This window comes from Methylocystis sp. (genome assembly GCF_051061285.1).
Taxonomy (GTDB): Bacteria; Pseudomonadota; Alphaproteobacteria; order Rhizobiales; family Beijerinckiaceae; genus Methylocystis.
In genome coordinates this window covers 50,310-75,112 of the sequence record NZ_JBPFEA010000006.1, presented here as the reverse complement: position 1 = coordinate 75,112, position 24,803 = coordinate 50,310, and the positions used below count along the sequence as shown (strand labels likewise).

General features: G+C 64.1%; 25 protein-coding genes. 17 read left to right on the top strand and 8 right to left on the bottom strand.

Annotated features, from left to right (window positions below; translation table 11 throughout):
* Positions 1-52 precede the first annotated feature (52 nt).
* Complete coding sequence (locus tag ACR65T_RS01315; protein WP_434494788.1) at positions 53-784, top strand: arginyltransferase; 732 nt, start codon at positions 53-55, stop codon at positions 782-784.
* 179 nt (positions 785-963) lie between these two features.
* Positions 964-2,307, top strand: a complete 1,344-nt coding sequence (locus tag ACR65T_RS01310; RefSeq protein ID WP_434494787.1) for a L,D-transpeptidase family protein — start codon at positions 964-966, stop codon at positions 2,305-2,307.
* 10 nt (positions 2,308-2,317) lie between these two features.
* On the opposite strand, the gene ACR65T_RS01305 is transcribed toward ACR65T_RS01310, so the two are convergent.
* Together ACR65T_RS01305 and ACR65T_RS01300 are read right to left on the bottom strand one after the other, a co-directional pair.
* On the bottom strand, positions 2,318-2,740 hold the full coding sequence (locus ACR65T_RS01305) for a hypothetical protein (RefSeq protein ID WP_434494786.1): 423 nt from the start codon (positions 2,738-2,740) through the stop codon (positions 2,318-2,320).
* Positions 2,737-4,602 carry a methylmalonyl-CoA mutase family protein gene (locus ACR65T_RS01300; RefSeq protein WP_434494785.1) on the bottom strand — a complete coding sequence of 622 codons (1,866 nt, stop codon included), beginning with the start codon at positions 4,600-4,602 and terminating at the stop codon, positions 2,737-2,739. The genes ACR65T_RS01305 and ACR65T_RS01300 overlap by 4 nt, the downstream gene beginning before the upstream one ends.
* A gap of 301 nt (positions 4,603-4,903) precedes the next feature.
* On the opposite strand from ACR65T_RS01300, the gene ACR65T_RS01295 reads away from it, so the two are divergent.
* The 7 genes from ACR65T_RS01295 to ACR65T_RS01265 are packed head-to-tail and all read left to right on the top strand — an operon-like array spanning position 4,904 to position 10,556.
* On the top strand, positions 4,904-5,179 hold the full coding sequence (locus tag ACR65T_RS01295) for an acyl carrier protein (RefSeq protein WP_014890237.1): 276 nt from the start codon (positions 4,904-4,906) through the stop codon (positions 5,177-5,179).
* Complete coding sequence (locus ACR65T_RS01290; RefSeq protein ID WP_434494784.1) at positions 5,180-6,415, top strand: beta-ketoacyl-[acyl-carrier-protein] synthase family protein; 1,236 nt, start codon at positions 5,180-5,182, stop codon at positions 6,413-6,415.
* Positions 6,405-6,800, top strand: coding sequence for a hypothetical protein (locus ACR65T_RS01285; RefSeq protein ID WP_434494783.1), 396 nt, complete (start codon positions 6,405-6,407; stop codon positions 6,798-6,800). The genes ACR65T_RS01290 and ACR65T_RS01285 overlap by 11 nt, the downstream gene beginning before the upstream one ends.
* On the top strand, positions 6,797-7,201 hold the full coding sequence (locus ACR65T_RS01280) for a MaoC family dehydratase (RefSeq protein ID WP_434494782.1): 405 nt from the start codon (positions 6,797-6,799) through the stop codon (positions 7,199-7,201). The genes ACR65T_RS01285 and ACR65T_RS01280 overlap by 4 nt, the downstream gene beginning before the upstream one ends.
* Before the next feature lie 33 nt (positions 7,202-7,234).
* Positions 7,235-8,095 carry an SDR family NAD(P)-dependent oxidoreductase gene (locus ACR65T_RS01275; protein WP_434494781.1) on the top strand — a complete coding sequence of 287 codons (861 nt, stop codon included), beginning with the start codon at positions 7,235-7,237 and terminating at the stop codon, positions 8,093-8,095.
* Positions 8,092-9,252: a glycosyltransferase gene (locus ACR65T_RS01270; RefSeq protein ID WP_434494780.1), complete on the top strand. Its 1,161-nt coding sequence runs from the start codon at positions 8,092-8,094 to the stop codon at positions 9,250-9,252. The genes ACR65T_RS01275 and ACR65T_RS01270 overlap by 4 nt, the downstream gene beginning before the upstream one ends.
* Positions 9,253-9,260: 8 nt before the next feature.
* Complete coding sequence (locus tag ACR65T_RS01265) at positions 9,261-10,556, top strand: glycosyltransferase family 2 protein (protein ID WP_434494779.1); 1,296 nt, start codon at positions 9,261-9,263, stop codon at positions 10,554-10,556.
* Between the two features lie 18 nt (positions 10,557-10,574).
* Here the strand turns inward: ACR65T_RS01265 and ACR65T_RS01260 are convergent, their stop codons facing one another.
* Entirely contained in the window at positions 10,575-11,381 is an 807-nt protein-coding gene (locus ACR65T_RS01260; RefSeq protein ID WP_434494778.1) for a protein-disulfide reductase DsbD domain-containing protein, read from the bottom strand.
* Between the two features lie 95 nt (positions 11,382-11,476).
* Between ACR65T_RS01260 and ACR65T_RS01255 the strand changes: the two genes are divergently transcribed.
* On the top strand, positions 11,477-12,127 hold the full coding sequence (locus tag ACR65T_RS01255) for a YqgE/AlgH family protein (RefSeq protein ID WP_123175727.1): 651 nt from the start codon (positions 11,477-11,479) through the stop codon (positions 12,125-12,127).
* A gap of 8 nt (positions 12,128-12,135) precedes the next feature.
* Here ACR65T_RS01255 and ACR65T_RS01250 read toward each other — a convergent pair whose 3' ends face one another.
* From ACR65T_RS01250 to ACR65T_RS01235, 4 genes are read right to left on the bottom strand one after another with little or no spacing between them, the layout of a single operon-like run.
* A complete protein-coding gene (locus ACR65T_RS01250) occupies positions 12,136-12,630 on the bottom strand; it encodes a GNAT family N-acetyltransferase (RefSeq protein ID WP_434494777.1) in 495 nt (164 codons plus the stop codon).
* Positions 12,627-13,676, bottom strand: a complete 1,050-nt coding sequence (locus ACR65T_RS01245) for an aldo/keto reductase (RefSeq protein ID WP_434494776.1) — start codon at positions 13,674-13,676, stop codon at positions 12,627-12,629. The genes ACR65T_RS01250 and ACR65T_RS01245 overlap by 4 nt, the downstream gene beginning before the upstream one ends.
* 12 nt (positions 13,677-13,688) lie before the next feature.
* On the bottom strand, positions 13,689-14,402 hold the full coding sequence (locus ACR65T_RS01240; RefSeq protein ID WP_434494775.1) for a hypothetical protein: 714 nt from the start codon (positions 14,400-14,402) through the stop codon (positions 13,689-13,691).
* 40 nt (positions 14,403-14,442) lie between these two features.
* Entirely contained in the window at positions 14,443-15,279 is an 837-nt protein-coding gene (locus ACR65T_RS01235; RefSeq protein ID WP_434494774.1) for a hypothetical protein, read from the bottom strand.
* Between the two features lie 275 nt (positions 15,280-15,554).
* Between ACR65T_RS01235 and ACR65T_RS01230 the strand changes: the two genes are divergently transcribed.
* From ACR65T_RS01230 to cysN, 7 genes are read left to right on the top strand one after another with little or no spacing between them, the layout of a single operon-like run.
* Positions 15,555-15,926, top strand: a complete 372-nt coding sequence (locus ACR65T_RS01230; protein WP_434494773.1) for a 2Fe-2S iron-sulfur cluster-binding protein — start codon at positions 15,555-15,557, stop codon at positions 15,924-15,926.
* On the top strand, positions 15,923-16,243 hold the full coding sequence (locus ACR65T_RS01225; protein ID WP_434494772.1) for a DUF2849 domain-containing protein: 321 nt from the start codon (positions 15,923-15,925) through the stop codon (positions 16,241-16,243). Before ACR65T_RS01230 ends, ACR65T_RS01225 begins: the two co-directional genes overlap by 4 nt.
* Complete coding sequence (locus ACR65T_RS01220; RefSeq protein ID WP_434494771.1) at positions 16,240-17,964, top strand: nitrite/sulfite reductase; 1,725 nt, start codon at positions 16,240-16,242, stop codon at positions 17,962-17,964. The genes ACR65T_RS01225 and ACR65T_RS01220 overlap by 4 nt, the downstream gene beginning before the upstream one ends.
* Complete coding sequence (locus ACR65T_RS01215) at positions 17,948-18,454, top strand: DUF934 domain-containing protein (RefSeq protein WP_434494770.1); 507 nt, start codon at positions 17,948-17,950, stop codon at positions 18,452-18,454. The genes ACR65T_RS01220 and ACR65T_RS01215 overlap by 17 nt, the downstream gene beginning before the upstream one ends.
* Positions 18,451-19,203 (top strand): phosphoadenylyl-sulfate reductase, encoded by a 753-nt coding sequence (locus ACR65T_RS01210; protein ID WP_434494769.1) that lies wholly within the window; start codon positions 18,451-18,453, stop codon positions 19,201-19,203. Before ACR65T_RS01215 ends, ACR65T_RS01210 begins: the two co-directional genes overlap by 4 nt.
* Positions 19,200-20,117, top strand: coding sequence for a sulfate adenylyltransferase subunit CysD (cysD, locus tag ACR65T_RS01205; protein WP_196401984.1), 918 nt, complete (start codon positions 19,200-19,202; stop codon positions 20,115-20,117). Before ACR65T_RS01210 ends, cysD begins: the two co-directional genes overlap by 4 nt.
* Before the next feature lies 1 nt (position 20,118).
* Positions 20,119-21,747 carry a sulfate adenylyltransferase subunit CysN gene (cysN, locus tag ACR65T_RS01200; RefSeq protein WP_434494768.1) on the top strand — a complete coding sequence of 543 codons (1,629 nt, stop codon included), beginning with the start codon at positions 20,119-20,121 and terminating at the stop codon, positions 21,745-21,747.
* Between the two features lie 5 nt (positions 21,748-21,752).
* Here cysN and polA read toward each other — a convergent pair whose 3' ends face one another.
* Positions 21,753-24,746 carry a DNA polymerase I gene (gene polA, locus ACR65T_RS01195; RefSeq protein WP_434494767.1) on the bottom strand — a complete coding sequence of 998 codons (2,994 nt, stop codon included), beginning with the start codon at positions 24,744-24,746 and terminating at the stop codon, positions 21,753-21,755.
* Between the last annotated feature and the right edge of the window lie 57 nt (positions 24,747-24,803).

Below are 24,803 nucleotides of genomic sequence, written 5' to 3'. Positions count from 1 at the left end.
GCGCACGCCACGTGGGCGCTCTAGATTAGTTTTGAATCTGGGATCTTAGAGCGTGACGAAAGAGCCGCGCGACGCGCCGCAATTCTATCTGACCTCTCCGGCGCCGTGCCCCTATTTGCCGGGCCGCGAGGAGCGGAAGGTCTTCACGCATCTGATCGGGCTGCGCGCGCCGGCGCTCAATGACACGCTGACGCAATCCGGCTTCCGTCGCTCGCAGACCATCGCCTACCGCCCCGCTTGCGAGCAGTGCCGAGCCTGCGTCTCGGTGCGCGTCAAGATCGACGAGTTCACGCCGTCGCGCGGCATGCGTCGCGTCCGCCGGCGCAACGCTGAACTCGTCGCCGAAACACGCCCGGCGCGGGCGACGCCTGAGCAATACGCCTTGTTTCGCCGCTACGTCAGCGCCCGCCATTCCGATGGCGGCATGGCCGACATGAGCATGATCGACTATCAGATGATGATCGAAGACAGCCACGTCGACACGCGGCTCGTCGAATATCGTCTCGCCCAAGGCGATGGCGAGATCGGCGCGCTGGTCGCCTGCTGCTTGACCGACCGGCTCTCGGACGGGCTGTCGATGGTCTATTCCTTTTACGAGCCTGAACTCGAGCACAGGTCGCTCGGGGCCTTCATGATTCTGGACCATGCGGAGCGCGCCCGCGCCTTTGGTCTGCCGCATGTTTACCTTGGCTATTGGGTCGAAGGTTCGCGCAAGATGGAATATAAGTCGCGCTTCCTGCCTCAAGAGCGGCTGGGCATGAGCGGCTGGGTCCGCGTGGACTAGCCGGCAGGATTAGGAGCGAAGACTTGGCGGCGGCCCTACGCCGCGCTCCGGCAGGTCACAAAATCGCCGGACTATTCGTCCCTTGTTAACGCCGAAGATGCACAACTCGATCGAAAGAGCCGGCGCGGTCCTCTAGGCGGCGTCGTCTTTCGGCTTGACCGCCGGAGCAAGCTCCGGCGATGCGATTGGAGCGATCTGTGCGAGAATCCGCAATTTTCCAGTTTGCCGGCGCCGCGCTCGTCCTTGGCGCGGTCGCTCTCACGCCCGCCGCAGCCGCTTGGGACCAGGACGGACAGGCTGAATGGGCGCAGCGCTACGACGCCGACGCCCGCTTGACCGTGTCGCGATCGACGACCCCCATCCTGTCCACTCATACGGTGGCCGCCACGGAAGCGGCGATCGAGCGTTTGCGCGAAATCGCGGCCAATGGCGGCTGGCCACAGGTGCCGGGCGGCCAACAGCTACGGCTGGGCTCGAATAGTCCGGCGGTCTCGGCGTTACGCCGCCGCCTGATCGTCTCCGGCGACATTGGGGCCGAAACCGGCGCGAGCCCGGTGTTCGACTCCTATGTCGAAGCGGCGGTGCGCCGGTTCCAGGCGCGCCACGGCATCATTTCGACTGGCGTCGTCAATCAGCAGACCATTCAGGCGATGAATGTGCCGGCTGAGACCCGGCTGAAGCAGCTCGAGACCAATCTGGTGCGTCTGCGTAGTTTTTCACATGACCTCGGCAACCGCTACGTCACCGCCAACATCCCGGCCGCTTCGGTGGAGACAGTCGAGAACGGCGAGGTCGTCACCCATCACATGGCCGGCGTCGGCAAGATCGACCGCCAGTCGCCGGTGATGCAGACCAAGGCGATCCAGGTCAACTTCAATCCGTTCTGGACCGTGCCGGCGTCGGTGATCCGCAAGGATTTGATCCCCAAGATGCAGGCGGATCCAAACTATCTCAACGCCAATCACATCCGCGTCTACGGCAAGGACAACCAGGAGCTGCAGCCCGAGCAGATCAATTGGCGCTCGCTCGACGCGCTCAATTTCCGTTTCCGCCAGGACATCGGCGGCGACTTCAACTCGCTTGGCGTCGTGCGCATCGACATCGCCAATCCCTACGGCGTTTACATGCACGACACGCCCGCTAAAGGCGTTTTTGGCGACGACTTCCGCTTCGTCTCGTCGGGCTGCATCCGGCTTCAGAATGTTCGCGACTATGTCGCCTGGCTGTTGAAGGAGACGCCCGGCTGGGACCGCGACCACATTGACGAGGTCATCGCCTCCGGCGAACGCGTGGACGTCAAGATCACGCCGGCCGTGCCTGTCTACTGGGTCTATATCACCGCGTGGGCGGCGCCGGACGGCGTCACCCAGTTCCGCGACGACATCTACCAGCGCGACGGGCTCGGGCTGCGCTCGGCCGGCGCCGATTCGGCGGCGCCGCTGGTGCAGGCGGCGCGTCCGATGCGCGGCGAAGGGCTGTTCCCGAGCGACGACGACAGCTACTTCGAAGAGCGTCCCCGATAATTGCGGCGCGCTATTGCGCCGCCGCGTCGCTGCGCGAGGCGCGCCAGGTTCCGCCGCAAAGGTCGGTCGATGATGACCAAGGGCCGGAGCCCCTGCCGCCCCGCAGCGTTCCGTGGAAGCGCACGACCCGCTCGCCCTCGCCGGTGAATCGCGCGACGATTGTGCCTTCCTCGTCGACATAGCCCCAAAATGAGGCAGCCGGCCCCGGCGCGGCCGCGATTTTATTGCCGACGATGTCAAAAGACGGCGGAATGAGACTGCGACACTCCCCGACGGTCGTCGTCGCTTCGATGTTCCATCTGCCGCTTGGATCGCCGACGGGGCCGGTCAGCGCTTGTTCGTTGTCCGGCTTCGCCTTTTGGCTCCGCGGCTGTTTGGCGGACGCTCCCTGGGCCGCTACGCAGGCCGCAAGCGCCAACGCTAGAATTCTCATTTGGCCTCCGAAAGCGCGCGCCGCAGCGCGCCGTGCATATCGCAGCCCGCGTAGATGAACTCCGTCACGCCGGCATGGCGCAGACGCTCCTCGAGTTCGCCCGGCCGGCCGGCGAGATAAAGCCCAGCGCCTGCGCCTTTTAGCGCCAGCGCCGCCGTTTCCGCCGAGTCTCCGTAGATCCTGTCGGACGAACAGAGGCAAGCGAGTTTGGCGCCACACTCCCGGAAGGCGTCGACCAATTCGGTCGTGGACTCGGTTTCGGGTCCAAAAACCGCTTCGACGCCGCCGGCCTCGAAAAAATTCTTGGCGAAATTCGCCCGCGCCGTGAATGCGGCGACGGGGCCGAGATTTGCGAGGAAAATCTTCGGGCGATCGCCCAACTCGGCGAGGCGGTCATCCGACTCGTCACGCAGCCGCTCGAAGGGCTCGGCGAGACGGCTTGGCGCGAGCGGAGCGCTCTTTCGCGCGCCTTTTGGCGGCTCAACGGTTTCAGCCGCAGCGTCATAGGGCGCGAGAACGTCGAGCGCGCCCTCGTGAATGTCGGGAAATTGGTTCGCGCCGATGAGCTTATCCTTGGCGCGCGCGACGTTCTTCGCCCGTAACGCGGCGGCTTCGGCGACGCCCGCCTGAAAGACTCCCCTCTCCAACGTTTTGGGAAGGCCGCCGTCGGCCTCGATCTGCTGAAAAAGTCCCCACGCCCGCTCGCACAGCGCGTCTGTCAGCGCCTCGAAGCCGCCCGCGCCGCTCGTCGGATCGTCGACGGCGTCGATATGGGATTCGTCCTGCAGCACGAGCTGGGTGTCGCGCGCCAGCCGTCGCGCGAATTCGTCGGGGGCGCCGAGCGCCTGGGTGAAGGGGAGGACGGAGACGGCGTCGGCGCCGCCGATCGCCGCCGAGAACGCGGCGAGCGTCCCCCGCAAAATATTGTTCCATGGGTCGCGCCGCGACATCATCCGCCAGCCTGTCTCGGCGAAGACCAGCGCCGGCTTGGGAGAGAGGCCGCAAGCCTCTTCAACGCGCGCCCAAAGGCGCCGTGCGGCGCGGAATTTGGCGACGCCCAGCAATTCGTCGGCGTCGGCGCAGAATCGGAACGCGATCAGGCCGCGCGCTGCGTCGAGGCCGACTCCGGCGTCCGCCAGCGCGCGGAGATAGGCGAGCGCGGAAGAAAGCGCGAAAGCCAGCTCCTGCGACTCGGTCCCGCCCGCCGAATGCACGACGCGGGCGTCGGCGACGGCGGTCGCGTAGACGAAGCCGGCGTCGGCGGCCGCCTTCACGTCCCGCGCGAAGCTTCGGGAGACTTCCGTCCAGGGCTCCGCCGCGAATCCGTGCCGCGCCTGCGCGCCCAGCGGATCGAAGCCCATCGAAACGCGGGTGAGCGACGGTTCAATATGTTGGCGGTCGACAAAACGCATGAGCGCCTGCGCGGCGCCTGGCGCGCGCGGCGAAGAGTCGAGCGTCAGCGGAATGCCGTAGTCGAGGCGAACATTGGCGAGCGCGTGAGCGATTGCGTCATCGTCGTCGCCGACGAGACCCCCGCCGTAGGCGCCGATCGAGCCGGCGAAGACGAGATGCAATCCGTCGGCGCCGCTGTCGAGGTCCTGCAAAGCCAAGCGGTTGGCGACGTCAGCGTTGGGGACGTCGACGCGCGCGAGAATCGCCCAGCGGCCGGGGTTTTTGCGTAGCACGGGGAAGGGCGAACCGGCGGCGCGGGCGTAGATGGGCTCAATGGAAAGCCCGTCATAGGTCTTGGAGACGAGCGTTTCGAAGGACGCGCCTTTGAGCGCCCGCTCAACAAGAACGCGCCACTGCGCGTCAGTGGCCTGCGGAAAGACCCCCGCCAGCGCCGTCTCCTGTCCCGTCATGTTCGCTGTCGCCCTCCGTTGTTTCGGGCGGCGTTTTCGCATGAAGCGCTCCGCCGGGCCACTGCAAATCCGCCGAGAGCGCGGCGGGCTTTATTTTCGAGGCCAAACGCCTTAACCAGTGCCGACTGCGCCCGAGGGCGGGAAAAGGGGCGCTGGAGCGGAAGAGCCAGAGGCGGGCGGTTCTGGCCATGCGCCCGGATTTAAAGGCGTCGGATCGGCGCCGCCGCGTCAATGCGTCGCGCGGCGTCGCGCGCGAGCGCGAGTTGTCGTCGGCGGCGCAGAGCCTGAAACGGAGGGATTCGTGACTGATAATCCGCAGGACAAGAATCAGCTCGTCGACGAGATCATCGAAGTGATCGCGTCGGAAGGCATGGTCGACAAAAGCAAGATCACCCCCGACGCGTCGATCGAGAGCCTCGACCTCAAATCCGTCGACATCGTTATGATTCTCACGGCGCTCGAGGAGAAGTTCAACGTTTACATCCCCATGGACGGGTCGCTGCAGGAAGCCAAAGACGTCAAAAGTCTGATCGAGGCGATCGCGGACCACATCCAGAAAGAGCGCGAGAAGCAGTAAATGGCATTCTCGCGAGCGCGGGCCGAGGGGCGCCGCGTCGTTATTTCTGGCATGGGCGCGGTTTGCGCCTCTGGCGTCGGCGCGCAAAAGCTCTGGGAAGCGGCGCGCGACGGCGTCGCCCAAATTCGTCCGCTCAAGACAGAGCGCCCTTATGACGGGCGCATCAAGATCGCGGCGCAGGTGCCCGACTTCAATCCCGCCGACTATATCGAGCCCAACGTTCTTCCGTTCTGCGATCCCTTTACGCAGTTCTGCATCGTCGCCGCCGACGAAGCGGTGGCGCAGGCGGGTTTCGGACGCAAGGACGTCGCCGGGCCGAGAACGGCCGTCATCATCGGCTCCGGCATCGGCGGCATGACGACGATCGAGGACGGCATCTACCGCTATTATGTCGAAGGAACGCGGCCGGAGATGTTGAGCGTTCCCAAGCTCATCCCGAGCGCGGCGCCCGCGACGCTGGGGATGCGCTATTCGTGCCACGGCCCGACATTCGCAATCGGCAGCGCCTGCTCCTCGGCGACGCAGTCGATCGGACTTGGCATGCAGATGATCCGACAGGGCCTTGTGGACAAGGCCATCGTCGGCGGCGCCGAGGCCTGCGTCATCAACGCGACGATCCGCGCGTGGGAAGGCCTTCGCGTGCTGAGCCCGAATTTGTGCCGCCCCTTCTCCAAGGGCCGCAACGGCATGTCGCTTGGCGAAGGCGCGGCGGTTTTCGTCCTGGAAACGGAGGAGGCGGCGCGGGCGCGCGGCCACGCGCCCCTATGCGAACTCGCCGGCTACGGCACGACGAGCGACGCCAAGGACCCCGTGCGGCCGGATCTTGAAGGCGCGTCGAACGCGATCGCCCTGGCGCTCGAAGATGCGGGAATGGCTCCGCAGGAGATTCATTACGTCAACGCGCACGGCACCGCGACCCACGCCAATGACATCACCGAAGCCGAAGCGATTCTGCGCGTGTTCGGCGATTATGGACGGGTCGTGCCGGTGTCCTCGACGAAACCTATTCACGGCCACGCGCTGGGCGCCAGCGGCGGCTTGGAGCTCGCCATCACCATACACGCGCTTCGCGAACAGATCGCGCCGCCGACGATCAATTTTCTGGAGCCCGACCCCAAGTGCCCGCTTGACGTCGTCCCGAACGCGGCGCGCAAGCATAAGATCGACGCCGCCATGTCGAACTCCTTCGCTTTCGGAGGGATCAACGCCGTGCTGATCGTGCGTCATGCAGTCTGACCGGCCGCTTGCGCTGGGGCCTTTTCGGCTGCGCGTTGATCCGGCGCGCGCCGCGGCCTATGCGCAAGAAACCGGCGGCGACGGCGCGAGCGTTCCGCTGGCCTATCCGGCGATCTGGCTCGCCGAGCCTTCGCTTTTTTCGGCTGTGCGCGACCTCTGCGCCCAGCGCGACGTCGTGCCGGTGCATGAGTCGCAGAGCTTTTCCTATGACGCGCCCCTCGTCGCGGGCGAGAGTTACGACTTGAGCGTCACCATGAGCAGCGAGGAAGCGCCGCCGCGTCTGACGATGGTCGGGACAGTCGCAACGCCCCAAGGCGAGCCTTGCGCACGAATCGAAACCATATTGCGGCTCGTGCCACGCGCGGGATTTGGGAGCGCGTCATGAGCGATCCCATCAAGGTCGGCGACAAACTGCCGGAGACCGTCATTGGCCCGTTCGACGCGCCTTCGCTTGCGCGCTACGCCGAGGTCTCGGGCGATGCAAATCCATTGCATCTCGACGACGCCGTGGCGGCGGCGATCGGGCTTGCCGCGCCCCCGGTACATGGCATGAAGCTTCTGGCCGCGTTTGAACCGATGCTGAGGGCCTGGCGCGGCGACCTCGTCATCGCCTCCATAGCCGGAAAGTTCGTGCAGCCGATCCTGCGCGGCGAGACCGTCAGGCTGTCGGGGCGCGTGCTGCGCGCCACCGAAAACGAGATTTTCGTCCGTCTGGTGGCCTATGGCGCGGCGCGGGCGCCCGGCATCGTCGGCGAAGCGACCTTGCGGCCGAGGCCGGCCACATGAACGATCGGCTGCGTCGTGGGGCGGGGCGCGCGTATGGCTAACAGCGCTGTTCGGGTTCTTATCACCGGCGCCTCAAGCGGCATTGGGCGCGCCTTGGCGCTCGCCTATGCACGCGAAGGCGCGAGCCTCGTCTTGCTTGGCCGCGACGCCGAGCGGCTCGAGGCCGCCGCGCGCGCCTGTCTCGCAGCCGGCGCAGAAGAGGCGGAGACTCACGTCGCCGACGTGCGGGATCGCGAAGCGATGGCGTGCATCGTTCAGTCTGCGCATGAAAAGCGCCCGATCGACATTCTTGTCGCCAATGCCGGCGTCGCGACGGGGCTCTCGCCCAGCCAGCTTCTCGAAACGCCCGAGGCGGTCCGAGCAATGCTCAAGATCAATGTCGAGGGCGTCTTCAACACGGTCGAGCCGGTAATTCTGCCGATGTGCGCCCGTAAGAGCGGCAGAATCGCTATTGTCGGCTCGATGGCCGGCGTGCGCGCGCTCCCGCATTCGCCGGCCTATTGTGCGGCGAAGGCGTGCGTGCACATGTGGGCCGACTCCCTGCGCGCCCAGCTCGCGGCCCATGGCGTGCATGTCGCGCTGATCGTGCCAGGTTATGTGAAGACGCCCATGTCGGCGCGCACCATCGTGAAGACGCCCCTTTCGGCGCGCACTCTCCTAAAGAGGTCGGCGTCGGCGGGAGTCGAATCCTGGCAGCCCAGCGCCATGTCCGACGGAGAAGCCGCGCGCATCATCAAGAACGGGCTGGACCGCCGTCGCAACGTCATCGCCTTTCCGCGTTACATGTATTGGGCGATGCGCCTCTTCTCCCTCTTGCCGGCGGCGCTCGTCGACGGCGTCATGCGCCAGTTTCCCGCCGAAGTGCCGGAAACGCAGGAACGGGAGAATTCGTGACGGCCTACACCGTCCTTACTTGGGCCGCAGGCGCCTATTGGATGATCGCCGTCGTTTTGCTTGTCGTCTCTGTCGCGGCGACCATCGCGCAGCCCTGGCTCGTCGCGCGCCGCGCCACGCGCCGAGACCAGCCGCCGATCTCCGTGGTCCTTCCCGTCAAGCTGCTCGAGGACCAGTTCGACCGCACGCAAGAGTCCGCGCTGACGCAGCATTACCGCGATTTCGACGTGACGGTCTCCGCAACCGAGGTCGATGGACCGGCCGTCCAGCGCATGCGCGCCATTCTTGCGCGTCACCCGACTGTGCCTTCGCGCATTCTTCTTTCGACAGCGAAATTCGCCGTCAGTCCGAAGGTCGATAATCTTTATGCGCCGTTCATGCAGGCGACGCACGACGTCATACTGATGAAGGACGCCAATGTGCTGCTCGAGCCGGACGCGCTGGCGCAGCACGTCAGGCAGCTGACGGACGAAGTCGGGCTCGTTTGCGCCATTCCGTATTGCGCGCGACTCGAGAATTTCGCCGCGCATGTCGAGGCCGCGATCATTAACGGTCCGCATGCCCGCATTCTGTTTCTGGCCTCGTCGCTGGGACAGGGGCATGGCATCGGCAAGATCATGCTGTTTCGACGTTCGGACTTCCTGCGCGCGGGAGGCTTTGACGCGATTTCCCATACGGTCGGCGAAGACAACGCCTTAGCCAAGGCGATGCGGCGGATCGGCAAACGGCCGGTGTTTTCTCACAGGCCTGTGCGCCAGGAGCTCGGCGCGCGCGCGTTCGACGATGTTTATCAGCGGCAATTGCGTTGGATGGTTATCCGCCGCAACGACGAACTCATCTCCTTCCTCGCCGAGCCAATATGCCAAGCGGTTCCAGCAGTTATCGCTTCCGCGCTCGCGGCCCCGCTCGTCGGGATCACGCCAATTGCCGCCGCGTCGGCGACGCTTATGCTGTGGTTTGCGCTTGAGACATTGCTTTCTGTGGCCAAAGGATGGCAGTTATCGTGGGCCGCGCCCGCGGTGTTTGTGGTCCGCGAGGCGACGATGCTGGCGGTCTGGTTGAACGCCTGGGTCACTGACCAGGTGGTTTGGGCGAGGGACAGCGTGAACGCGCGCGCCGGGGCGAAGCCCTCGCCGGTTCCGCACGAAGAAGGATAGGCCGTTTGGTGCTGGGGCTTTTTCAATTCCTCGTCGACGCGGTCGCGATGGTCTGCGCTTCAATCCTGATGGCGATCGGAATCGGCTATCTGATCGTCATCGGCCGCTTCTGTTACGACCAGCTGCGCGGCGTGCGCGATCCCGAAGCGCCTGCCATTCCTGACACGGATCTGCCGCGGGTCGTGCTTCAGATCCCCGTTTTCAACGAGCCGCTCGTCACCGAGCAGTCGTTGCGCTGCGTCGCGCTTCTCGACTGGCCCAAGGACAGGCTGCGCATCCAGCTTCTCGACGATTCGACGGACGAGACCAGCGCGCGGGCAGACGCAGTGGCGGCGGAGCTTCGTATCGGCGGCGCCGTGATCGACCATGTGCGGCGCGCCGATCGCTCGGGATTCAAGGCGGGCGCTTGCGCGCATGGCCTCACGCTCACCGACGAACCCTTCGTCGCAATGCTCGACGCCGACTTCCGTCCGCCGGCCAATTGGCTGAAGCGAACGGTCCCGCTTTTTCTGACCGACGATCGCATCGGCTTCGTGCAGTCGCGCTGCGAGTTCCAGAATTTCGAGAAAAACTGGCTGACGCGCGCCCAGGGCCTCGTGCAGGACGGCCATTATATCGTCGAACAGCGCTCACGCGCGCATGCCGGTTGGCTCTTTCAATTCAACGGCACCGGCGGAATTTGGCGACGCGCGACGGTCGAGGACGCCGGCGGCTGGTCCGACTACTCACTGTGCGAGGACCTCGACCTCACCGTGCGCGCGGCGCTCCAGGGATGGCATGGGCTGTTTGTCTCCGAGCCGCCGATTCCCGGTCAGGTGCCGGAGGGAATCCGCGATTTCCGCCGCCAGCAAAGGCGATGGTCGAACGGGTTCGTGCAGGTCGCGCAAAAGACCGTCCTGCCGATCTGGCGTTCGCCATGGAGCCTGACGCGCCGCGTGATGGCGATCTCGCTGATCGCCCATCAGATTTTCTTCCCTACGGCCGCCATCGGACTCATCGCCTTCTTCCTTGGCGTGATCCTGCACGGATCGCTCGCGCCCTTCGCCGGGATGTTGGAGATCATCGGACTCATGACGGTCCTGGTGGCGCTCGGCGTCACGCTGCCGCCCTATCTGGCGCTCAAGCGCGGGACCATCGCCGATTATGTGAAAACGGTCGCGTCGATTCCGCCGCTGATGATCTATCTCGCCTTCGCCAATGGCGCGAAGATCCTCCAGACCCTGCGAGGCCGCAAATCGACGTTCAAGCGCACGCCCAAGCTCGACCATGAAGCTGCGACGCCGATCGACGCTGAGGTGGAGTAGGGCGAAGGCCGGTCGCGCTCACTCCAGCCGCGCCGGGGCCTCGAAAGCGCCGGCGTCGGTGACGATCGTGAGCGTCGCGTCGGCGGCCTTGGCGGTTTTGCTTCCGGAAAAGAGCTTAAGCTCGAAGCCCTCTACCGCGCGCGTGCTTTCAATGAAGAGCGGCTCAGGCGCTTCGGCGAAGACGTCCTCGGCCTTGCCGGGTCCAAGGTAGCGCAGCCGCCACGACCCGTCCACGCTATTGCGCGAAACCGTAAAGCGCTTTTTGGCGTCGGCCGCGCTGAGTTTCTTTGGCACCAGGCGTTCGGCTTCGGCGATCGCCGCCGCATGCGGCGATGCGCCGGCGCGCGGCAGCTCCAGAGAAAGATCGGCGCGGCCCGGCAGGCAGATCTTGCCGCATGAGGCGTAGTCGAGCACGAGATTGAGCGTCACCGGCGCGTTGGGATCGCGCGGCGTCACCTTCAACGGCAGGACGACGCGCGCATCATAGCCGGCGACGATGGTTCCGGCCTCGTCGATATGTTTCGGCGCGGGAAAGGACGGTTCGACCTTGGCGACATTGACCGATCTCGAGAAATCGAACGCGGGCGCCGACCCCGACTCGCCAGGCTGGCGCCAATAGGTGATGGTTTCCGGCGCGAGCGCGATCTCGACGGCGGCGCGGTAAGCCCCGTCCTGCGGCGGGCCGGCGGACAACAGCCGAGCGCTCGACGCCATCCCCTTGACGATCGCAGATGCGAAGGCTGTGTTCTCGGCGAGCGACGCCGCCGGAAAGCTCTGCGCCAGCGTGACGGCTAGCGGCGCGAAGAGAAAGAATTTTGAGCGCATCGTGACCCTTCGGCGCCCCCGTCCCCCAGTCAAGGCAGTCAGTTACGTGATCTGCGCCGCTTGTCCTGAGCACGCGGCGGGCGTAGCATGACTCTATGAGGGCGAGCGGAAAGAAGCAAGATTTCGCGGAGAGGGTGAGCGAGCGCCGCAGCGGGCGTCCCGAGGAGCGCCGCTTTCTCGACGGCCAATTGCTGATCGCGATGCCGAGCATGTTGGATCAGCGCTTCGCGCGCTCGGTGATCTATCTCTGCGCCCATTCCGAAGAAGGGGCCATGGGCATCATTGTCAACCAGCCGGCCCGTGTGCGTAATTTTCCCGATTTGCTCGTTCAGCTGCAAGTGATTGCGCCTCAGGAGCGCATCAGCCTGCCGAGCCGCGCCGAAGACATCCAGGTGCTGTCCGGCGGGCCGGTGCAGACCGACCGCGGTTTCGTGCTGCATACGCCGGATTTCTTCCTGGACAATTCCACCTTGCCGATCGACGACGGCGTCTCGCTCACGGCGACCATCGACATTCTGCGCGCGATCGCGGCAGGACGCGGTCCGGACCGCGCGCTGCTGGCGCTCGGCTATGCGGGTTGGGACCCGGGTCAGCTCGAAGAAGAGATTCAGCGCAATGGATGGCTGAATTGTCCGACCGATCCCGCTTTGCTGTTCGATCACGACCTCGGGACGAAATATGCGCGCGCGTTGCGCTCGATCGGAGTCGATCCAGAACGGCTGTCGACACACGCAGGACACGCCTGAGCGTCGATTCAGAGCCGACCGAAGGCTGGCGCATAGTCTACCGGTCCCTCCTTGGCGGGAATCGCGCCGTTAAGCGCCAGCGCCATGAAATGCGGCCCCGCATATGGCGTGCCGAAGCCGGCTGCAAGCTCCGGTCGAAATCCGAAACGGCCGTAAAAGGCGCCGTCGCCCAACACAAAAATCGCGCGCCACTGGTCGTCCTGCGCACGCGCCAAGCTCCAGCGCAAAAGGGCGTTGGCGATCCCTTTTCCGCGATATGCCGCGGCGACGGCGACAGGACCGAGCCCGAGCGCCGGAAAGGGAGCGTTCATCCTGGACAGGGCGGCGTAGCCGACGATGACGCCGTTGACAGCCGCGACGCCGCCAAAAACCAGGTCGCCTTCCTTGCGCAGCGCCTCGACGAGTTCGGCCTCGCCGCAACGGTCGAAAGCCGCAACAAGCAGCCCGCGTATGGCGGAATGATCCTCCGGCGTCTCCTCGCGAAGAGTTGCGCTTCCGGTCATGGCGCAGGGTTGCTGTGGAGATGGTGGATGGCGTCAATACGCCGCTCGATTTCAGGCGTGATCCTGAACTCCACCGACGTGAGGTCGGTTCTGAGCTGCGCCATCGTCGTCGCGCCAATAATATTCGACGTCACGAAGGGCCGGGACGTCACGAAGGCGATGGCGAGCTGCGCCGGATCGACTCCCATATCTTGCGCGAGCGTCAGATAGGCGGCGACCGCGTGTTCGACTTCCGGCTTTTCATAACGTTGCGCGCGCTCAAACAGCGTCGTGCGGGCGCCGGGCGGCCGCGCGCCGCCTTGATATTTGCCGGTGAGGTATCCTTGCGCGAGCGGCGAATAGGCGAGCAATCCGACGCGCTCGCGCTCAGTGAACTCAGCGAGACCGATCTCGAAGGTACGGTTGACGAGGTTGTAGGCGTTTTGAATCGAGACGACGCGCGGCCCATGGCCGAGTTCCGCCGCGCGCAGGAAGCGCGCCACGCCCCACGGCGTTTCATTGGAAAGGCCGATGTGACGAATTTTGCCGGCCTCAACCAACCGCGAAAGCGCTTCGAGCGTCTCTTCGATCGGAATTTCGTCGCGCCTGGTCGGGCGTCGATAGACCGTGCCGCCTGCGCCCCAAAGCGGTAGCGAACGATCCGGCCAGTGCAATTGATAGAGATCGATGTAATCGGTCTGCAGCCGCTTCAGCGATCCCTCGATCGCAGAGTTGATGTTCTTGGCGTCGAGAACCGTTCCGGCGCCTCCGGGACGCAGCCAGTTGGCGTCGCCGCGGCCGGCGACCTTAGTAGCGATGATCGCCTTGTCGCGGTTCTTACGTGCGGCGAGCCATCTTCCGATGATACGCTCGGAGGAGCCTTGAGTTTCCTGCCTCGGCGGAATGGAATAGATTTCCGCCGTGTCGATGAAATTGACGCCGCAATCGAACGCATAGTCCAATTGCGTATGGCCTTCGGCTTCGCTGTTCTGCTGTCCCCACGTCATTGAGCCGAGACAGATGGCGGAGACGGAGAGATCGCTGTCGCCGAGTTTGCGGTATTCCACGGGGCGCGTCCCTTAATGAAGCCATTCGCTCGACTGCAGCTCAAGTCGCAGTTCGAAGCTTTGAAACTGAGTGAAGATCGGCAAGAGCCATGCTTTGAGCGCCGCGCGAACCACGAGCGACATTCCTGGCGGCGGCTCCCTCATGAAGCGGGACAGTGACAGATCGACGTCGTCGAGCGCGCGCGCGATCGGCGCCTCAAGACTCGGGATCACGAATTTGCCGCTCGCGGGATAGCGCGCAAGAATCGCCAAGGAGTCGCGGCCGAGCGGCGAGGCACCGCGATTGTGAATGACGCTCATGGTGAGATCCGGCCATGTGGTCTTGAGGGTGAGCGCGCTGTTCGCCGCGCTCTCCGTGACATCCGTCTGAAAGAGCACGATCGGTTCAACGCCGCGCCGCCGCGCTTCTTCGAGAAAGCCGATTTCGGCAATGGTCGCGAACAGGCGCTCATAGGAGCGATGCCAGACGTCGACGATCTTTGGCGTCTCATCGGCGACGAGCAGGCGGTCGAAGAGCGAAATCTGCCCCTTGATCTCGCTGAGGTCGACGATGTGCGTCGCTTCCGGAAAGAACACTGCATAAAGCGGCTCCCGGAAATCCGTGTCGAAGCCTTCGACGCCGACATTGCGCGACAAATAATAATCGGTCAGCAAACGCGCCGCTGTCGTCACGCCTGTTCGCGAGTGCGGCGAGCAAACGAAGAACGCAAGAGTGCGACGCGCCATGTGATCTTCGCGGAGAGATGCGCGCCGCCGCCGCGCCCCTCTATCGCCTCTTCTCGCCAACAAGATCGAGAAGGCCGACACGTTCGAACTCATCTGCGACGCGCGCCAGCCACGTGCGGACGTAGCCGCGCAACACGAACGAATGCTCCGCCGGCCGGCCCTGCGCATCCTGATTGCCGATGAATGTCGAGAACGGCGTGCCGGACAGCTCGACCTGCTCGTAGGCGAGTTCGCTGAGCTTGGGGATCGTGATCTCGCCTGAGGTGACGACATGCTCGAAATATTTCGCGTGGGTTTGTGGATCCCACTCGAAGAAGGTCGTGTCGTTGACGTGATTCTTCACCATGAAATAATTGGCGTCCGCAACGTAGGGCGCGATTTCGGCGATCTCCTCCAGCGAAGCGATGGAGGGTCCGATCACATGCAGCAGCACGAAGCGGAATTCGCCGCCCTTCACCGCATCGAAGAAGCCGATTTCGTCGAGCGCCCCGAGCGCCGGGCTCAACCCGCCGGCGCGCACGTCGATGACGCTGACCTTGGCCTGCGACGTATTCAGCGTGTCGATGATCTTCATCTGGTCCGCGGGTTCGGTCAGATCGACGATCATCGTCTCTTCGGGGTGGAAGCGATGAAGCGTTCCTCGCGGCGTCTCGGTGTCGAACGCGCGCGTATGAATGTCATTGAGCGAAAGAAAATCGAGGATGGCTCTGGCGATCGTGGTTTTGCCGACGCCGCCCTTGTCCGCGCCAACGACGATGACCGCCGGGCGAGCGGCGGCGCTCGCGGCGGCGGCCGGAGCCTCGGCCTTTCGCGGCCGGCTTTCCGGCTCCCGTTTGGCTGGCGCTTCCCTGGTGATTTTGACCGGCTTCTTGACCATGGGTGCTCCTATCGCATGTCGCGCTGGCGCCGCTGTTCGTGAATGACAAGCGCTCAACAAACATGGTTTTTGGCGCTTGTCATGTTCTGTTTCAGCTAACTGCGGATGGCGCTCCAATTGTGACGCGCTTAAAACAACACAACAAATATGTTATTAAACACAAGCACCACAATAAGATCGTGAATTGACATTCGTGCGGTTTAGAGGTTTATGCGTTCGAAATACAGAACGTCCGTGGCTACTCGCTGGCGCGGACCAGGTCGGCGCGTCAAGGCATGAGCAATATCGAGAATATCGTCGCGCGGCGGCCCGCCGAATCGTCGCAGCAGAGTCTGCCGACTCTGCACGTCGAGGATCGCGACGGCGTTGTCCATGAACTCGAAGCCGTCGAAGGCTGGCGGCTGATGGAGATCATGCGCGACCATGGCGTCGGCATGGTCAACACCTGTGGCGGCGCTCTTGCATGTGCGGAATGCCACGTCGTTCTCGACGCGGAATCGGCCCGGCGCGTGCCGCCGCCGCGCGAAGAGGAAGTCGAAAAGCTCGATGAATTGCCGATGCTTTACGAAAACTCGCGTCTCTCCTGCCAGATCATCTGGTCCGATGAGATGAGCGGCCTTCGGCTAAAGCTGGCGCAGGAAACATGATGCCCGTCTTCAAACATCCCCAGATCCTGATCGCCTCGAATTTGACGGACGGCGAAGTGGTGTTTCTCGGCCCCTCGGGCTGGGAGCGCGACCACCGTCGCGCGCGCGTCGCCCGGAAGGCCGACGAGGCGACCGCGCTCGAAGCCTTGGGCATGCGCGACATTTCAGCCAATCGCGTGGTCGACGTCTATCTCGCCGATGTCGAGATCGGGAGCGACGGCGCGCCGACGCCGTTACATTATCGAGAAAAGATGCGCGTGAAGGGACCGAGCGTTCGCCTTGATCTCGGCAAACAAGCGGGCGAGGGCGCGTTATGACGGCGGTCGTTCTGCGTGTGGCGCAGCGGCCCAATGCGCCGATGACCACCTATCGCTACGATGAATATGACGCGGCTTTTGTGCGTGAACGGGTGGCGGAGTTTCGTGAGCAGGTCAATCGGCGGCTTTCCGGCGCGCTGACGGAAGAGGAGTTCCGTCCGTTCCGGTTGATGAACGGGCTCTATCTGCAGCTCCACGCCTATATGCTGCGCGTCGCTATTCCCTATGGCACGCTGACGGCGCGGCAGATGCGCCGGCTCGCCGATATCGCGGATAGATGGGACAAGGGCTACGGCCATTTCACGACGCGCCAGAACCTCCAGTACAATTGGCCCAAGCTCGTCGATACGCCGGACATTTTGGAATCGCTGGCGGACGTCGAGATGCACGCCATCCAGACGTCGGGCAACTGCATTCGCAATGTGACGGCCGATCATTTCGCCGGCGTCGCGCCGGACGAGATCGAAGATCCTCGGCCGACCGCCGAGTTTCTCCGCCAATGGTCGAGCCTGCATTCGGAGTTCTCGTTCCTGCCGCGCAAGTTCAAGATTGCGGTGACGGGCGCCGCGCATGATCGCGCCGCCATTCTGGTGCATGACATCGGCCTGCGCATCGTCAAGAACGATACGGGCGAGATCGGCTATCAGGTCGTGGTCGGCGGCGGACTCGGCCGTTCGCCCTTTATCGGCAAGGTCGTCGGCGACTTCGTGCCGCGCGAGGATCTGCTCGCCTTTCTCGAGGCGATCCTGCGCGTCTATAACCGCTTCGGCAGACGCGACAACAAATACAAGGCGCGAGTCAAAATTCTCGTCCACGAGAAGGGAATCGACGAAATCCGCGCCGCGGTCGAAGCCGAGTTCGCGGCGATGGACCGCTCGGCATTTGCCCACGACTCCGCGGAATTCGAGCGCATCGCCGCCTTCTTCGCGCCGCCGCCCTATGACTCGCTGCCGGCGACGTCCGCCTTGCTGCGCGCCGCGAAACTGGAGACGCCGGCTTTCGCCAATTTCGTCGACGTCAATGTCGGCGCGCATAAGATCCCCGGCTACGCCATCGTCACCGTTTCATTGAAGCCCATCGGCGGCGTCCCCGGCGACGCCACGTCCGATCAGATGCGGGTGCTGGCCGAGGCGAGCGAACGCTTCGGCTTCGGCGAGTTGCGCGTCAGCCATGAGCAGAACATCATCCTGCCGCATGTGAAGCAGGACGATCTTTTCGCCCTGTGGACTATGCTCGACGCCGCCGGGCTCGCGACGGCGAACGCCGGCCTCGTCTCCGACATCATCTCGTGCCCCGGTCTCGACTATTGCTCGCTCGCCACCGCCCGCTCGATTCCCATCGCGCAGGCGATCTCGAAGCGCTTTTCCGACATGTCCAGGCAGCGGCGCATCGGCAAGCTCGGCGTCAAGATCTCAGGCTGCATCAACGCCTGCGGCCATCACCACGTCGGCGCGATCGGCATTCTCGGGCTGGAGAAGAAGGGCCAGGAATCCTATCAGATCACACTTGGCGGCGACCCGACCTTCTCCGCGTCGATCGGCGAGATTCTGGGACCTGGCGTCACCGCCGAGCAGGTGCCCGACGTCGTCGAACACCTCGTCGACTACTATCTCGCCGAACGCGAGGAGGGCGAAGCCTTCATCGACACCTGGCGCCGCATCGGCCATGCGCGGTTCAAAGACGTTCTGCGTCGGGAGGGCGAAGATGGCGCTGATATCTGACGGCCGCTTCATTGAAGATACATGGCGCCGGCTTGCCGACGAGGAAGCGCTGCCGAAGACCGGCAAGTTCATCGTATCGTTGCCGCGACTCGAACATGCCGTGGAGGTCCTTGGGCCGACGGCCACATTTGGCGTGATTGTTCCGAACACGACGGAACCGTCGGCGCTCATCGCCGCCTTGCCGCGGCTCGACCTCATCTCGATCACTTTCCCGGCTTTCGCTGACGGTCGCGGCTTCTCTTTGGCGCGCCTGCTGCGGCGGGCGGAGTTTAAAGGCGAGTTGCGCGCCAGCGGGCGTCTCGTCGCCGACCAATATCCTCACGCGATCGGCTGCGGCTTCGATACGATCGAAATTCCAGACGATCTCGCCGATCGCCAGGATGAAGAACAATGGCGCGCCGCGCTCAACGCCTATTCAATGAGCTATCAGCGCGGCTACGCCGGGCGCGGCTCGATCCTCGAAGCGCGCCGAAAGGCGATGCGGTCATGAAGCCTTCGATCCCCGAAACGCTGGCGCCGCGACTGGCGCCGCTCGATCTCGATCATCGTTTGCTGCTCGTGCGCGAGTTCATTCCCGGCCGGATCGTCTTCACCACGAGTTTCGGCGTCGAGGATCAGCTCATCGCGCATTCGATCTTCACGCAGGGCCTCGATATCGACGTCGCGACGATCGACACCGGCCGGCTCTTTCCCGAAACCTATGCGCTGTGGGAGCGCACCGAAGCGCGCTATGCGCGGCGTATTCGCGCGGTTTACCCGCAGGCCGCGCCGCTCGAAGCGCTCATCGAGGAGCAGGGGATCAACGGCTTTTATAAGTCCGTGGACGCGCGCAAGGCCTGCTGTCATGTTCGCAAGGTTGAACCGTTGTCGCGGCTGCTCGCCGGCGTTTCTGGCTGGGTGACGGGGCTTCGAGCGGACCAGTCGCAGGCGCGCGCCGAGGCGCCGCTCATCGCCTTCGATGAGACCCACAGGGTGCTCAAGTTCAATCCGCTGGCCGATTATACGCGCGACGCGGTCGTCGCCGCGGTCGAGGAGTTTTCAGTGCCGATCAACGATCTCCACGCCAAGGGATTTCTATCGATCGGATGCGCGCCGTGCACGCGCGCGGTGCTGCCCGGCGAGGACGAACGCGCCGGACGCTGGTGGTGGGAAGAAGACAACAAGAAGGAATGCGGCCTTCATGTCGGCGACGACGGCGTGTTGCGACGCGGGGCGCCGCAAGAGGCGAGAAGCCTATGACGGCGCTTGCGACACGTCCGCTCGGCCATCTCGATCGCCTCGAGGCCGAGAGCATCCATATCATGCGCGAGACCGTCGCTGAGTGCGAACGGCCGGTGATGCTCTATTCGATCGGCAAGGATTCGGCGGCGATGCTGCACGTCGCCATGAAGGCCTTTTATCCCTCCAAGCCGCCGTTTCCGCTGCTCCATGTCAATACGACCTGGAAATTTCGCGAGATGATCGAGTTTCGCGACCGTCGCATGAAAGAGCTTGGCCTCGAACTCATCGAATATATCAATCCCAGAGGGGTTGAGATGAACATCAGCCCCTTCGTTCATGGCTCGAAGCTTCACACCGAGATCATGAAGACCGAGGCGCTGAAGCAGGCGCTGGACAAGTATAAATTCGACGCCGCTTTCGGCGGCGCGCGCCGCGACGAGGAAAAATCCCGCGCCAAGGAGCGCGTGCTGTCCTTTCGCACGGCGCAGCACCGCTGGGACCCGAAGAATCAGCGCCCGGAATTCTGGCGTCTCTACAATACGCGAAAGGCGCCCGGCGAGAGCCTGCGCGTCTTCCCGATGTCCAATTGGACCGAGGCGGATATCTGGGATTACGTCGCGCGCGAGAACATCCCCGTCGTTCCGCTCTATTTCGCCAAGGAGCGGCCGGTCGTGCGCCGTGGCGGCACGCTCATCATGGTCGACGACGCGCGCATGGAGCTCGCGCCCGGCGAATCGATCGAACATAAGATGGTGCGCTTCCGTACGCTCGGCTGCTATCCGTTGACCGGCGGCATCGAAAGCGATGCGGCCAGTCTCGAAGAGATCATTACGGAGATGCGCGAAAGCCGCTCCTCGGAGCGCCAGGGGCGGCTCATCGACCACGACGGCTCCAGCTCCATGGAGCAAAAGAAGCAGGAAGGATATTTCTAACATGCACGGCGCCGTCGCTGCCGCATCGCCGTCGCGCGCGCCAGCGCGGTTGGTCGGCGAAAAGCCGCTCTTGCGATTCATCACCTGCGGCTCGGTCGACGACGGCAAATCGACGCTGATCGGTCGTCTGCTGTACGACGCCGATCTTGCGCCGGACGACATTATCGCGGCGCTGGAAAGCGATTCGAAAAAGCATGGCACTCAGGGCGAAGAGCTGGATTTCGCCTTGCTCGTCGACGGGCTTGCGGCCGAGCGCGAACAGGGCATCACCATCGACGTCGCCTATCGCTATTTCGCGACCGACATGCGCAAGTTCATCGTCGCCGACACGCCTGGCCACGAGCAATACACCCGCAACATGGCCGTCGGCGCCTCGACCGCGGAACTCGCCATTCTGCTTGTCGACGCGCGCAAGGGCATTCTGCCGCAAACGCGGCGTCACAGCGTCATCACCTCGATGTTCGGCGTCCGCCATGTCGTCGTCGCGGTCAATAAGATGGATCTCGTCGGCTACAGTGAAGAGGTGTTCCGTAAGATCGAAGCGGATTTTCATGCCTTCGCCGACCATCTTCGCTTCGCGTCCATTTACGTCGCGCCGCTTGTCGCCAAGGATGGCGATAATCTTGTCCACCACAGCGCCAATATGCCTTGGCACGATGGGCCGCCGCTGCTCTCCTATCTTGAGGGCGTCGCCGTGGAGGACGCCACGCGGATCGCGCCCTTCCGCATGCCCGTGCAATGGGTGAATCGGCCCAATCTCGACTTCCGCGGCTTCTCGGGCTTCATCAGCGGCGGCAATATTCAGCCGGGCGACATCGTGCGCGTTCTGCCCTCGGGGCGCGACACGCGCGTCGCCAGGATCGTGACCTTCGACGGCGATCTCGAGAGCGCCGTTTCCGGTCAGTCGGCGACCCTCACGCTGACCGAAGAGATAGACATTTCGCGCGGCGATCTCTTGTGTTCGCCGGTCTCGCCGGCGAAGACCGGGGATCGTCTCGAAGCGAGGCTGTTGTGGCTGGTGCGTGAGCCTCTTGTCGTCGGCAAGAGCTATCTCCTAAAGCTCGGGACGAAGACTGCGCCGGCCGCCGTGACCGCGGTCGACGCGCGAATCGACATCGAAACCGGCCTGCCGCAGCCGCTCCCTGAAGGGTCGACGCTCGCCTTCAACGAGATCGGCGGCGCGCGCCTGTCGCTCGAGACCGTGATCGCCTGCGATCCCTATGGAGAGAACCGCGAAACCGGCGGATTCATTCTCATCGACCGCATCACCAATGAAACGGTCGCGGTCGGCATGGTCAAAGCCGTCGCCGCATCGAATGGCCGCGTCGCGCCGCCGCTGACGGAGCTCAGCTACGCCTCCATGGAAGGACTGCCGCTGGCGCGGGAGTCGTTTCGACCGACCCCGACGCGCAGCCTGGTGAAGGCGCTCTCCTGGCTCCTGCCGGCGAGCATTTCGACCTTCCTGATCGTTTACGCCTTCGTCCAGAGCGCCGCACTCGCCGCCGAAATCACCGGCGTTGAAATGATCGCGATCTTCGCGCTCTATTATTTCCACGAACGGTTCTGGTCGCGATTGAATTTTGGACTTGCGACGGGTGAGGCGCAGGGAAGCGACGATCAGGCGATTTAAGAGCGTCAGTGGGCTTCGTCCCAATTGGCGGCGGCGCGCGCATCGACTTTCAGCGGCACGGCGAGATGGACGGCGGGCGCGGGCGCCTGCTCCATGACGCGGCGCGCGAGTTCGATCGTCGCCTCGGCTTCATCGTTCGGCGCTTCGAAGACAAGCTCGTCGTGCACCTGCAGAAGCATCTGCGCCGAGAGACCGGCGCGAACGAGCGCGTCATCCATCCGTATCATGGCGCGTCTGATGATGTCCGCGGCCGCGCCCTGGATCGGCGCGTTGATCGCGGCGCGCTCATAGAAGGCGCGGTCTGACGCATTGGCCGATGAGATGCCGGGGAAGTGGTAGATTCGGCCGAAAATCGTCGAGACTTCGCCTTTCTCGCGCACCGTCTTGCGCGTTGAATCCATATAGTCGCGAATGCCGGGAAAGCGTTCGAAATAGCGCTTGATATAGGCGCTCGCCTCTTCGCGCGGAATGCTCAGCTGATTGGCGAGGCCGAAGGCGGAAATGCCGTAGATGATGCCGAAGTTGATCGCCTTGGCGCGGCGCCGCGTTTCGGGCGGCATGTCCTTGATGGGCACATTGAACATCTCGCTCGCCGTCATCGCGTGAATGTCGAGGTTTTCGGCGAAGGCGCGTCTGAGCTGAGGAATGTCGGCGATATGCGCGAGCAGCCGCAACTCGATCTGCGAGTAATCCGCCGAGATCAGCACATGGCCGGGCGTCGAGACAAAGGCCTTGCGAATTTTGCGGCCGGCCTCATTACGCACGGGAATGTTCTGCAGATTGGGCTCGGATGAAGAGAGCCGTCCCGTCGTCGTGGCGGCGAGCGCATAGCTCGTGTGCACGCGACCGGTCTCGGCGTTGATATAGCCGGGCAGGGCGTCGGCGTAGGTGCTCTTGAGCTTGGAGAGCTGCCGCCAATCGAGAATGCGGCGCGAAAAATCATTGCCGGCGACGGCGAGGTCTTCGAGAACGCTTGCGGAGGTCGACCAGGCGCCGGTCGCCGTCTTCTTCGCGCCGGGCAGCCCCATCTTGCCGAAAAGGATGTCGCCCAACTGCTTGGGCGAGCCAAGGTTGAAACTCTCGCCGGCAAGTTCGAAGATCTCGGCCTCGAGACGCGCCATGTCCTGCGCAAATTCGCCGGAGAGTCGCGACAGGGTCGCGCGCTCGACAGTGACGCCCCTTCGCTCCATGCGCGCGAGCGTCGCGACCATCGGCCGCTCCAAGGTCTCGTAGACCGTGGTCATGCGCTCGGCCAAGAGCCGCGGCTTCAGCACGCGCCAAAGGCGCAGGGAAATGTCCGCCTGTTCCGCAGCGTATTCCGTCGCCGCCGTGAGCGCAGCGCGGGCAAAGCCGAGAAAATTGCGGCCCGCGCCGGCGACGGAGGCGAAGGTCAGAGCGTCATGGCCGCAATAATTGCGCGCCAGCTCTTCGAGACGATGATCGCGACGTCCCGAGTCCAGCGCGTAGGACATGAGCATGGCGTCGTCGATCGGCGCGACGTCGATTCCGTAGCGCGAAAGAACCAGCAGATCATGCTTCATATTATGTGCGATCTTGAGGATCGAGGCGTCCTCAAACAGCGGCTTCAATCGCGCGAGAGCCGCGTCGAGCGGGATCTGTCCCTCGACCAAATTGGCGCCGGAAAAAAGGTCAGCCGAGTCGCCAGAGCGATGCTGAAGCGGAATATAGCAGGCGTGTCCCGGCGCGGTCGCCAGGGAGACGCCGATGAGTTCGCAACGCATCGGATCCGGCAAGGTCGTTTCGACATTAATCGCGACGAGTCCTGCGCCAACGGCTTCCGTGATCCAATCATCCAGACGCTCGGCCGAGACGACCGTCTCATAGCTGGAGCGGTCGATCTTGACCGCCTTCGCTTCGGCGAGACGCGTGGCGACGAGGTTCGCGGGCGTGAGCGCGTCGCTTGTCGGTTTCTCGGTGCGGTTCGGCGCTTCAGAAGCGGGCGGCGCGATCTCGGACAATTCGCCGTTGCGCCCGCGCCAGCCGGCGGCGCCCAGAAATTGGGGATCGGGCTCGATATCCTGCGCCTGGAGCCCATACAGCTCGGCGACGCGGCGGGTGATCGTCGTGAACTCCATCGCCTGCAGAAAAGCGATAAGCTTGGCCGCGTCCGGCTGATGCAGGCCAAGGTCTTCGAGCGGGGTTTGGAGCGGCGCGTCGCGCACCAGTTCGCAGAGCTTCTTCGAAAGAAGGATGCGCGCGACCGCATCCGGCTCGGTCAGCGCCTCGCGTCGCTTCGGCTGCTTGATCCCCGACGCCTGGGCGAGCAGCGTTTCAAGATCGCCATATTCGTTGATGAGCTGAGCGGCGGTCTTGACGCCGATGCCTTTGGCGCCCGGCACATTGTCAGTCGAATCGCCCGCGAGCGCCTGCACGTCGACGACCTTCTCCGGCGGAACGCCGAAATAGTCGACGACCTCGGCTTCGCCGATGAGGCGTTCTTCGCGCGCGCCTTTCGTTCCAGCTGTCCCGGAGGCGGGGTCGTACATTCTGACGCCGGGACCGACGAGCTGCATCAGATCCTTGTCGGCCGAGACGATCAGCACGTCGGCGCCCTTGGCCTGCGCCTGCGTCGCATAGGTGGCGATCAGATCGTCGGCCTCGTAGACGTCCTGTTCGATCGGGGTGAGGCCGAACGCGCGCACGACGGCGCGCATCAGCGGGAATTGCGGAATGAGATCGTCCGGCGGTTCGGAGCGATGCGCCTTGTAGTCGGGATAAAGGTCCTTTCGGAAGGAATGCTCGCTCTTGTCGAAGATGATGGCGAGATGCGTGGGCTTCACGCCGGCCGCGCCTTCGCGCACGAACTGCAACAGCTTGGTGCAGAACAGCCGCACGGCGCCGGTCGGCAGCCGGTCGGAGCGATAGTTATATTTCGCATCCTGTCGGATCGACTGGAAATAGGCGCGAAAGACGAAGGAGGAGCCGTCAACGAGGAAGATATGGCTCCCGGGGCCGACGGGCTTATGCGTGAGGGTCATGCGCCTATCTTAACGGCGCGCGCGCGCCGCGTCATGACGTCGGCGGCTGAAACCGAC

What these genes read in the sequence shown, in the direction of transcription:
- ACR65T_RS01290 (WP_434494784.1), top strand. Translation starts at nt 5,180, where the DNA reads ATGGCATTCTCGCGAGCGCGGGCCGAGGGGCGCCGCGTCGTTATTTCT.
- ACR65T_RS01285 (WP_434494783.1), top strand. Translation starts at nt 6,405, where the DNA reads ATGCAGTCTGACCGGCCGCTTGCGCTGGGGCCTTTTCGGCTGCGCGTT.
- ACR65T_RS01240 (WP_434494775.1), bottom strand. Translation starts at nt 14,402, where the DNA reads ATGGCGCGTCGCACTCTTGCGTTCTTCGTTTGCTCGCCGCACTCGCGA.
- ACR65T_RS01275 (WP_434494781.1), top strand. Translation starts at nt 7,235, where the DNA reads ATGGCTAACAGCGCTGTTCGGGTTCTTATCACCGGCGCCTCAAGCGGC.
- ACR65T_RS01215 (WP_434494770.1), top strand. Translation starts at nt 17,948, where the DNA reads ATGGCGCTGATATCTGACGGCCGCTTCATTGAAGATACATGGCGCCGG.
- ACR65T_RS01310 (WP_434494787.1), top strand. Translation starts at nt 964, where the DNA reads ATGCGATTGGAGCGATCTGTGCGAGAATCCGCAATTTTCCAGTTTGCC.
- cysD (WP_196401984.1), top strand. Translation starts at nt 19,200, where the DNA reads ATGACGGCGCTTGCGACACGTCCGCTCGGCCATCTCGATCGCCTCGAG.
- ACR65T_RS01220 (WP_434494771.1), top strand. Translation starts at nt 16,240, where the DNA reads ATGACGGCGGTCGTTCTGCGTGTGGCGCAGCGGCCCAATGCGCCGATG.
- ACR65T_RS01260 (WP_434494778.1), bottom strand. Translation starts at nt 11,381, where the DNA reads ATGCGCTCAAAATTCTTTCTCTTCGCGCCGCTAGCCGTCACGCTGGCG.
- cysN (WP_434494768.1), top strand. Translation starts at nt 20,119, where the DNA reads ATGCACGGCGCCGTCGCTGCCGCATCGCCGTCGCGCGCGCCAGCGCGG.
- polA (WP_434494767.1), bottom strand. Translation starts at nt 24,746, where the DNA reads ATGACCCTCACGCATAAGCCCGTCGGCCCCGGGAGCCATATCTTCCTC.
- ACR65T_RS01250 (WP_434494777.1), bottom strand. Translation starts at nt 12,630, where the DNA reads ATGACCGGAAGCGCAACTCTTCGCGAGGAGACGCCGGAGGATCATTCC.
- ACR65T_RS01235 (WP_434494774.1), bottom strand. Translation starts at nt 15,279, where the DNA reads ATGGTCAAGAAGCCGGTCAAAATCACCAGGGAAGCGCCAGCCAAACGG.
- ACR65T_RS01255 (WP_123175727.1), top strand. Translation starts at nt 11,477, where the DNA reads ATGAGGGCGAGCGGAAAGAAGCAAGATTTCGCGGAGAGGGTGAGCGAG.
- ACR65T_RS01230 (WP_434494773.1), top strand. Translation starts at nt 15,555, where the DNA reads ATGAGCAATATCGAGAATATCGTCGCGCGGCGGCCCGCCGAATCGTCG.
- ACR65T_RS01305 (WP_434494786.1), bottom strand. Translation starts at nt 2,740, where the DNA reads ATGAGAATTCTAGCGTTGGCGCTTGCGGCCTGCGTAGCGGCCCAGGGA.
- ACR65T_RS01225 (WP_434494772.1), top strand. Translation starts at nt 15,923, where the DNA reads ATGATGCCCGTCTTCAAACATCCCCAGATCCTGATCGCCTCGAATTTG.
- ACR65T_RS01280 (WP_434494782.1), top strand. Translation starts at nt 6,797, where the DNA reads ATGAGCGATCCCATCAAGGTCGGCGACAAACTGCCGGAGACCGTCATT.
- ACR65T_RS01210 (WP_434494769.1), top strand. Translation starts at nt 18,451, where the DNA reads ATGAAGCCTTCGATCCCCGAAACGCTGGCGCCGCGACTGGCGCCGCTC.
- ACR65T_RS01300 (WP_434494785.1), bottom strand. Translation starts at nt 4,602, where the DNA reads ATGACGGGACAGGAGACGGCGCTGGCGGGGGTCTTTCCGCAGGCCACT.